Annotated in this window: 12 protein-coding genes; 11 read left to right on the top strand and 1 reads right to left on the bottom strand. The window is 71.3% G+C overall.

All coding sequences use genetic code 11. The features are described from left to right. Positions 1-6: 6 nt before the first annotated feature. The 6 genes from ABFX50_RS38995 to ABFX50_RS39020 are packed head-to-tail and all read left to right on the top strand — an operon-like array spanning position 7 to position 7,048. Positions 7-1,311, top strand: coding sequence for an ABC transporter substrate-binding protein (locus ABFX50_RS38995; protein ID WP_346153819.1), 1,305 nt, complete (start codon positions 7-9; stop codon positions 1,309-1,311). Further along, the gene (locus ABFX50_RS39000) at positions 1,308-2,210 is read left to right on the top strand and encodes a carbohydrate ABC transporter permease (RefSeq protein WP_346153821.1); all 903 of its coding nucleotides are present in this window, start codon (positions 1,308-1,310) and stop codon (positions 2,208-2,210) included. Before ABFX50_RS38995 ends, ABFX50_RS39000 begins: the two co-directional genes overlap by 4 nt. Beyond that, positions 2,207-3,016, top strand: a complete 810-nt coding sequence (locus ABFX50_RS39005) for a carbohydrate ABC transporter permease (protein WP_346153823.1) — start codon at positions 2,207-2,209, stop codon at positions 3,014-3,016. The genes ABFX50_RS39000 and ABFX50_RS39005 overlap by 4 nt, the downstream gene beginning before the upstream one ends. A 2-nt stretch (positions 3,017-3,018) precedes the next feature. Then, complete coding sequence (locus ABFX50_RS39010; RefSeq protein ID WP_346153825.1) at positions 3,019-4,725, top strand: glycoside hydrolase family 36 protein; 1,707 nt, start codon at positions 3,019-3,021, stop codon at positions 4,723-4,725. Continuing rightward, positions 4,726-5,754, top strand: a complete 1,029-nt coding sequence (locus ABFX50_RS39015; RefSeq protein ID WP_344835352.1) for a LacI family DNA-binding transcriptional regulator — start codon at positions 4,726-4,728, stop codon at positions 5,752-5,754. A 13-nt stretch (positions 5,755-5,767) separates the two neighbouring features. Further along, the gene (locus ABFX50_RS39020) at positions 5,768-7,048 is read left to right on the top strand and encodes a hypothetical protein (RefSeq protein ID WP_346153827.1); all 1,281 of its coding nucleotides are present in this window, start codon (positions 5,768-5,770) and stop codon (positions 7,046-7,048) included. A gap of 82 nt (positions 7,049-7,130) precedes the next feature. Here the strand turns inward: ABFX50_RS39020 and ABFX50_RS39025 are convergent, their stop codons facing one another. Continuing rightward, positions 7,131-7,586 carry an Lrp/AsnC family transcriptional regulator gene (locus ABFX50_RS39025; protein ID WP_183644619.1) on the bottom strand — a complete coding sequence of 152 codons (456 nt, stop codon included), beginning with the start codon at positions 7,584-7,586 and terminating at the stop codon, positions 7,131-7,133. A 93-nt stretch (positions 7,587-7,679) separates the two neighbouring features. Here ABFX50_RS39025 and ABFX50_RS39030 point away from each other — a divergent pair, with 93 nt between their 5' ends. From ABFX50_RS39030 to ABFX50_RS39050, 5 genes are all read left to right on the top strand, one after another. Continuing rightward, on the top strand, positions 7,680-8,534 hold the full coding sequence (locus ABFX50_RS39030) for an LLM class flavin-dependent oxidoreductase (protein WP_346153829.1): 855 nt from the start codon (positions 7,680-7,682) through the stop codon (positions 8,532-8,534). After that, a complete protein-coding gene (locus tag ABFX50_RS39035) occupies positions 8,531-8,956 on the top strand; it encodes a nucleoside deaminase (RefSeq protein WP_346153831.1) in 426 nt (141 codons plus the stop codon). The genes ABFX50_RS39030 and ABFX50_RS39035 overlap by 4 nt, the downstream gene beginning before the upstream one ends. 160 nt (positions 8,957-9,116) lie before the next feature. Then, positions 9,117-9,617, top strand: a complete 501-nt coding sequence (locus ABFX50_RS39040) for a (2Fe-2S)-binding protein (RefSeq protein WP_346153832.1) — start codon at positions 9,117-9,119, stop codon at positions 9,615-9,617. Then, a complete protein-coding gene (locus ABFX50_RS39045) occupies positions 9,614-10,594 on the top strand; it encodes an FAD binding domain-containing protein (RefSeq protein WP_346153835.1) in 981 nt (326 codons plus the stop codon). The genes ABFX50_RS39040 and ABFX50_RS39045 overlap by 4 nt, the downstream gene beginning before the upstream one ends. Then, complete coding sequence (locus ABFX50_RS39050; RefSeq protein WP_346153837.1) at positions 10,591-12,678, top strand: xanthine dehydrogenase family protein molybdopterin-binding subunit; 2,088 nt, start codon at positions 10,591-10,593, stop codon at positions 12,676-12,678. The genes ABFX50_RS39045 and ABFX50_RS39050 overlap by 4 nt, the downstream gene beginning before the upstream one ends. Positions 12,679-12,725: the final 47 nt, after the last annotated feature.

Below are 12,725 nucleotides of genomic sequence, written 5' to 3' on the forward strand. Positions count from 1 at the left end.
AACGAAATGATCGACCGTCGCGCGGCCCTCGCCGTCCTCCTCACCGGTGCTCTCGCCGCGGCCTGCGGCACCACCGAGGAAGCCGGGCAGGCAGGCCCCGTCAAGATCACTGTCTGGTCGTGGAAGCCCGCCTCCGACGGGCTGGCCGCCGTCGCCAAGGACTTCGAGAAGGCCAACCCGAACATCAAGGTCACCGTCCAGGCCGTCGGCAACCCCGCCATCTGGGACAAGATCACCATCGGCATGGCCGCGGGCGGCAAGGGCCTGGGCGACGTGCTGCACATCGGCATCGACTACCTGCCCGGCTACATGGACAAGTTCCCCGGCGGCCTGGCCGACCTGCGGAAGCTCGGCGCCGACTCACACAAGGACGCCTTCGCCAAGGGCCTGTGGCCGACCGTGACGGGCAAGGACGGCGGCGTCTACGCGATGCCGTGGGAGGTCAACCCGGTCGGCTTCTTCTACCGCAAGGACCTGTTCGACAAGGCGGGCGTCGAGGTGGAGAAGATCACCACCTGGGACGAGGCGATCGAGGCGGGCAAGAAGCTCAAGGAGAAGACCGGCGCCTTCCTCATCGGCCTGAACAAGTCCGCGGCGGGCAGCGTCGACATGGACTTCTACCAGTCGCTGCTCCAGCAGCAGGGCGCGTTCTACTTCAACGGGCAGGGCGAGGTGACCCTGAACTCGGCGCCCGCCGTCCAGGCCATGACGCTGCTCAAGAAGATGAACGACGCGGGCATCGTCGCCGACACCTCCGGCGAGGGCACGGCCAAGCAGCTCATCAGCGGCGGCAAGCTGGCCGTGCTGCCGTGGGCGGCGTGGGCGGTCAGCTACATCCCCGACATGCGCCCGGAGCAGAAGGGCCTGTGGCGCGTGATGCAGCCGCCCGCCGTGACGCCCGGCGGCAAGCGCACCGCGATCGTCAACTCCACGCACCTGGCGGTGTCGGGCACCAGCCCGCACCAGAAGGAGGCGTACACGTTCGTCGAGTACGCGTTGACCAAGCCCGAAGTGATCAACAAGGTGTTCAAGGAGGGCGGCGTCTTCCCCGCGCTGACCGCGGCCTACTCCGACCCGCGGTACACCGAGCCCCAGACGTACTACGGTGACCAGCCCGCGCTCAAGCCGTTCGTCGACGCGCTCACCGAGGGCGCCGACGCGACCTACTACTCGGGCGACTACGCGAGGGCGCTGAAGATCGCCAGTGACGCGCAGACGAAGGTGCTGCTCAAGGGCGCCGACCCGGCCGCCGCGCTGACCGAGGCCGCCACGCTGCTGGCCCAGCAGACGAACAGGAAGCTGGCCGGATGACGCTCACGCTGTCCAGGCCGCGGGAGCGGGCACGGACCAGGCGGTCGTACGTGACCAGGCGGAACATCCCCTACCTGCTGATCATGCCCGCGCTGCTCGGCTTCCTGGTCTTCAAGGCCTATCCGATCATCGCCGCGATGTACATCAGCCTGACCACCGGCGCGGGCGGGGCCCGCAGCTTCGTCGGGCTCGACAACTACGTCCGGCTGGTGAACGACCCGTTGTTCTGGACCTCCCTCTGGAACACCGGACTGATCCTGGTCGTCCAGGTGCCGATCATGCTGCTGTTCGCGCTGCTGCTGTCGCTCGGGCTCAACTCCCCCCTCGTACGGCTGCGCGGCCTGTGGCGGCTCGGGGTGTTCATGCCGAGCCTGACGGGCCTGGTCGCCTACGGCGTGATGTTCTCGGTGATCCTGCGCAAGGACGCCGGCCTGCTCAACTGGCTGCTCGGTCTCTTCGGCGTGACGCCGATCGACTGGCTGGGCAGCCCGTTCTGGGCCCGCATCTCCATCGTCATCGCGCTGACCTGGCACTACACCGGCTACAACGCGGTCATCTACCTGGCAGGCCTCCAGAGCATCCCCAAGGAACTCTACGAGGCGGCCATGGTGGACGGCGCGGGCGCGGCCCGCAGGTTCTGGTCGATCACGGTGCCCCAGCTGCGGCCGATCCTGGCGCTGACGGTGGTGCTGTCGACGATCGGGACGCTGCAGCTGTTCGACGAGCCGTTCGTGCTGACCGGCGGCGGCCCTGACAACTCCACGCTGACGATCTCGCTCTACCTGTACCAGAACGGCTTCCGCTACTTCGACTTCGGTTACGCGGCGGCGATCGCCTACGCCCTGACGTTGATCGTGGCCGTGTTCGGCATCGCACAGATGAGGTTGCAGAAGAAATGAAGGGCTGGACGCTCACTTTCACGCTGGCCGTGGTGTTCGGGCTGTGCGTGGGCCCGTTCTACTGGCTGGCCATGGCCGCCACGCACAGCACGGCCGACATCTTCTCCTGGCCGCCGAAGTTCTACCCCGGCGACCAGCTGGCCGCGAACACGGCCCAGCTGGAGGAGTCGATCGGTCTCGTGCGGGTGCTGGGGAACACGCTGTACGTCGCTGTCGTGCAGACCGCGGGGGCGATCGTGGTGTCGCTGCTGGCGGGCTACGCCTTCGCCAAGTTCTCCTTCAAGGGCCGCGACCTGCTCTTCGTGCTGCTGCTGTCGACGCTCGTCATCCCCGGCGGCGTGACCATCATCCCGATCTTCGAGATGATGAACGACCTCGGGCTGATCGACAGCTATCCGGCGCTGATCCTGCCGAGCCTGTCGGTGCCGTTCGGCATCTTCCTGATGCGGCAGTCGCTGCTGGCCATACCCGACGAGCTGCTGGACGCGGCGCGGGTGGACGGCGCGGGTGAGCTGCGGGTGCTGTGGCGGGTGGTGGTCCCGGTGATGCGGCCCGTGCTGGCGGCGCTGGCGGTCTTCCTCTTCCTCGGCGCGTGGAACGACTTCCTGTGGCCGTTGATCGCGCTGCGCACGCCCGAGATGTACACCCTGCCGGTCGCGCTGGCCACCTTGCAGGGGCTGGCCAGGACCGACTTCGGCCAGGTCATGGTGGGCACGGCGATCTCCTCGCTGCCCATGATGATCCTCTTCCTCGTTCTCCAGCGACAGTTCATCTCCGGCCTGCTGGCCGGTGCCACGAAGGGATAGACATGCAGATCTGGGAGCCGCACGCGCTCGGCGAGACGACCGTGGTCCACGCGGGCGGGGTCGAGGTGGCGGTCGCGGGGACCACCGACGTCACGGTGACGCCGGTCGCCGAGGGCGTCTGGCTGATCGACGCCCCCGAGGCGACGGGGGTGCAGTGGAAGGTGCCGTGCGTGAACACCGTCGCCTTCTGGACGCCGGGCAGCGGCACCCGCTGGGTGCCGCCGATCTGGAACGCGCCGATGTCGGCCAGGTTGACCGTCGGCGCGCCCGTGGTGAGCCTGGTCGGTACGGCGGGCGCCAACGTGTGCACGGCGGCGCTGGCGGAGTCGGTGGCGCCGGTGAGCTTCACCGGAGGACTGATCGAGGAGACCGGCGAGTTCGTCTTCACCCTGCAGGGCGACGGGCTGCGCGTCAGGATCGACCTGTCGGACCGGCTGTACTCCGCGGCCCTGGCCGGCGTGGCGGAGTGGTGGCAGCAGGGCCGCCACCTGCCGCCGACGCCGCGTCAGGCCAGGCTGCCGGTCTACTCCACCTGGTACAGCATGCACCAGGAGCTCACCGAGGAGGCGGTGGAGCTGCAGGCGAGGCTGTCGAAGCGGCTCGGGTGCGAGACGATCATCGTGGACGACGGCTGGCAGACCGCCGACCGGGCCCGCGGCTACGCCTTCTGCGGCGACTGGGAGCCCAACAAGGAGGCTTTCCCCGACATCGCGAGCCACGTGCGCAGGGTCCAGAGCGACGGCATGGCCTACATGCTGTGGTACGCGCTGCCGTTCGTCGGCAAGCACAACGCGGCCTTCGAGCGCTTCGAGGGCAGGTTCCTGCGCTACCTCGACCACATGGACGCGGCGGTGCTCGACCCTCGCCACCCCGAGGTGCGCGCGTTCCTCGTCGGCAGGCTCGCCCAGGCGGTCGAGCTGTGGGGCATGGACGGTTTGAAGATCGACTTCGTGGACCGGTTCGCCACACCCGGCGGCGATCCGGCGCCCGCCGACGGCGCCGACTGCGCGGAGGTCGACGAGGGGGTGCGGCGGCTGCTGCACGACCTCGACGCGCGGCTGCGCCGTACCAGGCCGCAGGTGCTGATCGAGCACCGCCAGCCGTACACGAGCCCCGGGCTGTGGCCGTACGCGAACATGGTGCGGGCGACCGACTGCCCGCTCAGCCCGCAGGAGAACCGGCAGCGCACGATCGACCTGCGGCTGACCGCCGGCCCGGTCGCCGTGCACTCGGACATGATCCTCTGGCACCCGGACGAGCCCGCCGAGCAGGTGGCGGTGCACCTGATCAACGCGCTGTTCTCGGTGCCGCAGCTGTCGGTCGACCTGGCGGCGCAGCGGCCCGACCAGCTCGCCGCCGTCGGGTTCTGGCTGGGGGTCTTCCGCCGCCACCTCGACGCGCTGCAGCTGGGCGTGCTGGAGCCGGCCCAGCCTGAGCACGGCTACCCGCTCGTGCGGGCCTACGATGGGGAGACCACGATCATCGCCCGTTACGCTCCCTTCGCCGTGGACGTTCCGGGCACGGGCGAGGTGCTCGTCGCCAACGCCGACCCCGACCCCCGCGTGGTCCTCTACGGCGAGGGCGAGGCGCGAGCCGAGGTCTTCGACTGCGGAGGGTCGCTCGTCAGGGCCGACAGGTTGCGGTTCGAGGCGGGAGCGTGCCTGGTCGAGGTGCCCATGGGCGGCCTGCTCAAGCTGAGGAGAGACTAGGTGACGACACGTCGGCCACGCGAGCGCGGGGTCACCATCGAGGACGTCGCGCGCGCGGCCGGCGTGTCACGTCAGACGATCTCCAACGCGCTCAACGCCCCGCACCGGCTGAGGGCCGAGACGCTGGAGCGGGTGACGGCGCTGATCGAGGAGCTCGGCTACCGGCCCGACCAGTCGGCGCGCGCCCTGAAGTCCGGCACCAGGCGGATCATCGCCTACCCGACGCCGGTGGACGATCCGGCCAACCCCAACCCGCTGATGGGCGGCTTCCTCGAGGCGGTCGTGTCCGCGGCCGGCGAGGCAGGCTACCGGATCCTGCTGGTGAGGCCGCGCCCTGGGCAGAGCCAGGAGCAGGCGCTCGACGAGCTGATCGCCGGGCGCACGGTGGACGGCTTCCTGCTGTCCGACATACTGCGCGACGACCCCCGTGTGGCCCATCTGGCCGCGGAGGGCTTCCCCTTCGCCGCCTTCGGCCGCACGGAGCCAGGGCACCCGCAGTCGTGGGTGGACGTCGACAGCGTCCAGGCGGTGATCGAGCTGGTAGGCCTGCTGGCGGCCAGAGGGCACCGCAAGGTGGCCTTCCTCGGCTCCTCCTCCGGGCAGCCGTGGATGGACGACCGGCGCGACGGGTTCCTCGCGGGGGTGCGCCGCCACGGCATGGCGGGGCAGGAGTTCTCCGTGCCGGGCGACGACCCGGGCGAGATCGTCGCGGCCACCCGTGAGCTGCTCGCGGGCCGCGCCCGCCCGACCGCGATCGTGGCCGGGGGCGACTGGCTCGCCCTCGGCGTCTACGCCGCCGCCAGGGCCGAGGGCGTGGAGATCGGCGCCGACCTGGCCCTGGTCGCCTTCGACGACCTTCCCGTCACCGCGTTCCTGCAACCCGCCCTGACCACCGTACGGCTGCCGCTCCGCCGTATCGCCGAGGCGCTGGTCAGCCGGCTGCTGCGGATCGTCGAGGACGGCGTCACCCCCCAGGCCGGCCTCCTGCTCCCAGGCGAGCTGGTGGTCCGCCCGAGCCTCGGCCCCTGATCGGAAGGTTCTCATGCGTATCGACTCCTCCAACGAGGAGCTGGTGGCGATGTTCGAGTGGGCGTGCGACAGGGCGCTGCGCTGGGCGCATCCGGCGGGCTCGCGCGGCCCGCTCGACGTCGACGAGCGGCAGCCGTCCGGCACGGGCGAGGGCGTCTACCTGCCCTCGTACTGGGCGGGGTACGCCCACCGCAGCGGCTTCTACCTGCGCGACTTCGTCCACCAGCTCCCCGGCGCCCACCTGCTCGGCCTCGACGAGGCCAACCTGACGATGCTGCGCTGCTTCGCCGCCTCCGCCACCGAGGAACACGGCCACCGCCCCGTGTGGGCGTTCAACTTCGACGGCTCCTACCTCGCGATCGACTACCGCGGTCCCGGCGCGTTCGTCAGGGAGGCGCCCGCGGTGTACGAGCTGGTGGAGGCCGGCGCCGTGGCCTACCGGTGGACCGGCGACCGCGCCTACGTCGACGACCCCGTGCTGTGGGACTACTACCGGCGGGCGGTCGAGCTGCCCCCGACCGCCATGGGGGAGGGCATCTTCGACGGCACCGCCACCTACAACGAGCAGGACGGCGAGCCGCTGGCGGTGGCAGGTGACGGCGTCGCCGCGCGGTACGCCGCCTTCCTGGCGATGGCCGAGCTGTGCAGGGCGCGCGGCCTGGACGGCGACGACTACGAGCGGCGAGCTCTCGACCTGCGCCGGCACTACGCCTCCGAGTGGAAGGGCGTGCGCGGCTTCACCAGGGACGGCACGCCGGTCACGGGCTGGGGCATGGAGAGCAGCTGGTTCCCCGCGCTGAAGCGGCTCACCGCCGACGACGACCTGCTGGACCACATCGACGCCCAGGCCGGCGGTCCCGGCAGGCCGCACAACGTGGAGGCGTGGACGTACCTGCCCGACACGTTCTTCCGGCACGGCAGACCGGAGGCGGCTTGGCGGTGGATGAGGGAGATCTACGCCTCCCGCGAAGGCGAGCACGTGGCGGGCGGGCGCAACGGCGACTATCCGGAGGTGTCGTTCACGCTGGTCAGCCAGGTGGTCGAGGGCCTGCTGGGGGTGCGGCCGCACGGCGGCGCGATCGCCACGGAGCCCTCACTGCCCGCCGGCGTCGACTGGCTGGCCGTCTCAGGCATCCCGGTCGGCGGCGGGAGCGTGGCGGTCCGCCACGAGGGCGGCACGACCACGCTCACCAACCTGTCGGAGCACCTCACCTACACCTGGACGGCCTGCGGGCTCACCCGGCGGGTGCCGCCCGGCGCCACGCTCACGGCGCGTCGGACAGGAACCGCTTGAGCCCGAGGGCTGAAGGCGGTAGGCCTGGGGCCGGGCGCACCGAGCCAGGACCCGGTTCGCCGTCGCGGAACGCGTGACCCGGTCACGCGGGGGTGACCCGCTGGGGGCCTCGGTAGGGCAGGGTCTGGTTGTAGACGATGCTGGTGGTGGTGCTGCCGAACTGCGCCAGCTCGTCCACGAGCCGCTCCAGATGTCTCATGGTGGTGGCGGCGATCTTGAGCGTGTAGCAGTCCTCGCCGGTGACGCGCAGGCACTCCAGGATCTCTGAGCGCTCCTCGAGGAGCCGGTGCAGCGGCTCGTGACGGCTGCCGGGGTACTTCAGCCGCACCACCGCCAGGACGGCGAAGCCCGCCTTCGTCAGGTCCACCTCGGCCCGGTAACCGGTGATGACGCCTTCGGCCTCCAGCCGTCTGACCCGCTCCGTCGCGGCCGAGGAGCTGAGGTTGACCCGCCGGCCCAGTTCGGTGAGCGGAAGGCGGCCGTCGCGCTGGAGCTCGGCGAGGATCGACCAGTCGGTGCTATCGAGACTCTCGGCCATCGCGCCAGATTACCGGCAGATTCCCGGCAGGAGCCGCCATGTACCGGTAGCTCGCACTTCCGGCGCCCCGGACGTCGGCAATAGCCTGGTCGGGTGCTTCTGGGAGTGAACGTACCTAACTTCGGGCCAGGGACCGACCCCGCCGTGCTGCGCCGATGGGCGCAGAACGTGGAGGGGCTCGGCTACGACCTGCTGCTGCTGTCCGACCATCTCGTGGTGACGCCCGACGTGGCCGAGCAGTACCCGGCGCCCTTCTACGAGCCCTTCACCACGCTGTCCTGGCTGGCCGGTGTGGTGCCCAGGATCCGGCTCGGCACCACCGTGCTGATCATGCCCTACCGTCACCCGCTGCTGGTCGCCCGCATGGCGGCCAACCTCAACCAGCTCAGTGGCGGGCGGCTGGTCCTGGGCGTCGGCATCGGGTGGGCGCGGCAGGAGTTCGAGGCGCTCGGCGTCGACTTCCACCGGCGCGGCGCGCTGACCGACGAGTACGTGCGGACCCTGCGTACGGCATGGGCCGACGAGGAGGACTACGGCCCCGGCCGGATCCCGATCTGGATCGGCGGCAACAGCGACCAGGGCATGCGCAGGGCGATACGCCTGGGTGAGCCATGGCACCCCCTGCGCAACACCCTCGGCTGGCTGCGCGAGGCGGCCCCGCGGCTGCGGGACCTCGCCGACGAGCAGGGACGGCCCAGCCCCGGCATGGTCCCGCGCATCGCCCTGAGGCTCACCGAGAAGCCGGTCACCGGAGCGGACAGGCTCGCAGGAGAGGGCACGATCGACCAGATCCTCGACGACCTCGACGAACTGAGTCGCCTCGGCGCCGACACCGTCGTGCTCGACCCCTTCAACGGCGACCCGCGTGAGACCTGCCGCCCCGAGACGGCCTGGCAGGCCCTCGCCGCGCTCGCCGCCCACCGACCCCGATCAACGGAGCGACCATGACGAACGCCGACGAACTCTTCCTGCGCAGGGCCATCGAGCTCGCGGCCGAGGCGCGCGAGGGCGGCGACCCGCCGTTCGGCTCGCTCCTGGTCGGCGCGGACGGCGAGGTGCTCCTCGAGGAGCGCAACAGCAGCCTCTCCGACGCCGACATCACCGCGCACCCGGAGCTGAAACTGGCCCGATGGGCGGGGCGCGAACTGGCCGCCGAGAGCGCGGCCCGCACCACGATGTACACCAGCTGCCAGCCCTGCGGCATGTGCGCGGGCGCCATCGAGCGGTCGGGGCTGGGAAGGGTGGTCTTCGCGCTGTCGACCGAGCAGCTCGGCACGCTCAAGCCGCCCGCCGCCGTCGCGGGGGCGCGGCTCGAGGGGCCCGCCCTGTTCGAGGAGGCCCGCGTGCCGGTCGAGGGCTACTACGTCTGAGTTCGCCGTCCTCCCCTGAGATCGCTTCGCCAGGGGCGTTGTCTCACCTGCGGGCCATGAATGGGTCCGCTCCGTGGAAATCGTCGGCGAGTCGGGATGCGCGGCGAGAACGGGCGGGTAGGAAGCGCCCGTGATTGTTTCAGGGCCCGACGTTCCGGTCATGACGGACATGCTGCTGTCGATCAACGGCGACGAGTACCCGGTGGTCGTGGACACCCGCGAGACGTTGCTCGACACGCTCAGGGAACGCCTCGACCTGACCGGCGCGAAGAAGGGCTGCGACCACGGTCAGTGTGGGGCGTGCACGGTGCTGGTGGACGGCAGGCGCGTCAAGTCGTGCCTGACGCTCACGGTGACCCTGGACGATCGGGAGATCACCACGGTCGAGGGGCTGGCCGACGGGGACACGCCGCATCCGCTCCAGGCCGCCTTCATCGCGCACGACGCCCTCCAGTGCGGCTACTGCACGCCGGGGCAGCTGTGCTCGGCGGTCGGCATGCTGGCCGAGGCCGCCGCGGGCTGGCCGAGCGTGGTCACGGAGGACGTGCGCGCCGAGCCCGTCCTCGACGAGGAGGAGATCCGCGAGCGGATGAGCGGGAACCTGTGCCGCTGCGGCGCCTACGTCAACATCGTCGCCGCGATAGGAGAGGTGGCACGGTGAAACCCTTCGACTACCAGCGGGCGGCCGACGCGCGGTCGGCGGTCGCCGCGCTGAGCAGGCAGTCCGAGGCCATGTACCTCGGCGGCGGCACGAACCTGGTGGATCTGATGCGGCTGGGCGTGGCCACGCCCGCCGTGCTGGTGGACGTGACCCGAGCCACGTCGGAGGCCATCGAGGAGAGCTCAGGCGGCGGCCTGCTGATCGGCGCGGCGGCGCGCAACAGCGACCTCGCCGCCCATCCCGTGGTGCGCCGCCGCTACCCGATGCTCGCGCAGGCGGTGCTGGCGGGCGCCTCCGGCCAGATCCGCAACATGGCCACCGTCGGCGGCAACCTCCTGCAGCGCACCCGCTGCTCCTACTTCCAGGACATCGCCAAGCCGTGCAACAAGCACCGGCCAGGCTCGGGCTGCCCCGCCCGCGAGGGCGACCACCGCAACCTGGCGATCATCGGGCACTCCAGCAGCTGCGTGGCCACCCATCCTTCGGACATGGCCGTCGCCCTGGCCGCGCTCGGCGCCAGCGTGCATGTCGAGGGCGTCCAAGGGGCGCGTACCGTGCCGATGCCGGGGCTGCACCGGCTGCCGGGCGACGAGCCCGAGCGCGACACCGTGCTGGAACCCGGTGACCTGATCACCGCGGTCGAGCTGCCCGCGTTGCCGTACGCCTCCCGTTCGCGCTACCGCAAGGTGCGCGACCGGGCGTCGTTCGCGTTCGCGGTGGTGTCGGTCGCGGTGGCGCTCGACGAGGCCGACGGGGTCGTCCGCGACTGCCGCATCGCGCTGGGCGGGGTCGCCCACGTGCCATGGCGGGCCACGCTGGCCGAGTCGGCGCTGCGCGGCGCGCCCGCCACCGCCGAGGAGTTCACCAGAGCGGCCGACCTCGAGCTGGCCGGCGCCCGCCCGCTGCCGGACAACGCCTTCAAGGTGCCGCTCGTCCGAAACGTCCTCGTCCGCGTCCTCAGCGAGCTGGCGTCATGACCACCACGGCCAGGCCGTACGTCGGCACGGCGCTCGACAGGGTCGAGGGCATGGAGAAGGTGACGGGCCGCGCCCGCTACGCCTACGAGCACTCTCCCGACGAGCTGGCCTACGCGGTGCCCGTGCAGGCGTCCATAGCCCGCGGCGAGGTGCGCGCGATAGACGTGCAGGCGGCGCTCACCATCCCCGGCGTGATCGCGATCATCTGGCACCGCAACGCGCCCAGGCTGGCGCCGGCCGACAACGCCGAGCTGTCCGTGCTGCAGTCCGCGCGGGTCGCCTACCGGGGCCAGTACATCGCCGTCGCGGTGGCCGAGACCCTGCAGGCGGCGGGGGAGGCGGCCAGGTCGCTGTCGGTCGACTACGCCGGCGAACCGCACGACACCGAGCTGCGCGCCGACCATCCGGGGCTGTACCGGCCGGAGAAGGTCAACGCCGGTTACCCCACCGACAGCGAGCACGGCGATCCCGACGCGGCCATGGAGGCGGCGCCGATCCGGGTCGACGCGACCTACAGCACGCCCGCCGAGCACAACAACCCGATGGAACCGCACGCCACCGTCGCCAGGTGGGACGCCGACGGGCTGACCTTGTACGACTCCACCCAGGGGGCGTCGGCGGTCCGCGCCACCCTGGCGGCGCTGTTCACCATGCCGCCGGCGAACGTCAGGGTCATCGCCTCCCACGTGGGAGGCGGGTTCGGGTCCAAGGGGCAGCCCCTCGCCCCCGTGGTGCTCGCGGCGCTGGCCGCCAAGCACGTCACCCGCCCGGTCAAGCTCGCCGTACCCCGCCAGCAGATGTTCGCGGTGACCGGCTACCGCACCCCGACGATCCAGCGCGTACGGCTCGGCGCCGACGTGGACGGCCGGCTGACCGCGATCGTGCACGAGGCGATCGCGCAGTGCTCCACCATCCGCGAGTTCGTCGAGCAGACCACCACGCCCACCCGGATCATGTACGCCGCCCCCAACCGGAGAACCACCCACAGGGTGGTCAAGCTCGACGTCCCCACCCCGAGCTGGATGCGCGCGCCGGGAGAGGCCCCCGGCATGTTCGCGCTGGAGTCGGCCATGGATGAATTGGCGATCGCCTGCGGGATCGACCCCGTCGAGCTGCGCGTACGCAACGAGCCCGACGCCGATCCGGAGAGCGGCGAGCCGTTCAGCTCCAGGAACCTGGTGGCCTGCCTGCGCGAGGGGGCGCGGAGGTTCGGCTGGGCCGACCGTGATCCCACGCCGGGCGCGCGGCTCGTGGGACGGACCCTGATCGGGACCGGGGTGGCCGCCTCCACCTACCCGGCCTATCGCAGCCCCTCCCAGGCGAGCGCCCGGCTGGAGCCCGACGGCCGCTACACCGTCAGGATCGCCGCCACGGACATCGGCACGGGCGCCCGCACGGTGCTCACCCAGATCGCCGCCGACGCCCTGCGCACCTCACCCGACAGGGTCACGGTGGAGATCGGCGACAGCGCGCTGCCCCCCGCCACTCTCGCGGGCGGGTCGATGGGCACCGCCTCCTGGGGCACGGCCGTCGTACGGGCCTGTGAGGCGCTGCGGGAACAGGTCTCCAGGAGCGGCGACCTGCCCTCGGCCGGTCTGGAGGCCGCCGCCGACACCAAGGAGGAGGTCGGCGCGCAGGAGCGCTTCTCCCGGCACGCGTTCGGCGCCCAGTTCGCCGAGGTCGGCGTGGACGTCGACACGGGGGAGGCCAGGGTCCTGCGGCTGCTCGGCGTGTTCGCCGCGGGAAGGATCGTCAACCCGAAGACCGCGCGCTCACAGTTCATCGGCGGTATGACCATGGGTCTGTCGACGGCGTTGTTCGAGGAGAGCCTCATGGACAGGGAGTTCGGCGACTATCTCAACCGCGACCTCGCCCAGTACCACGTGGCGGCGTGCGCGGACGTGCGCGACATCGAGGCGGTCTGGATCGAGGAGGACGATCCGCACCTCAACCCGATGGGCACCAAGGGCATCGGCGAGATCGGCATCGTCGGCACCGCGGCGGCCATCGCCAACGCGGTGCACCACGCCACCGGCATCCGCATCCGCGACCTGCCCATCCGCCTCGACAAGCTGCTGCGCTGACCGCCCTCCTCCCCGGGGACCGGGCGGAGGGCGGTCAGCGTCCATCG

The sequence above is a fragment of the Nonomuraea recticatena genome (assembly GCF_039533245.1).
In the GTDB taxonomy this organism is placed as follows: Bacteria; Actinomycetota; Actinomycetes; order Streptosporangiales; family Streptosporangiaceae; genus Nonomuraea; species Nonomuraea roseola.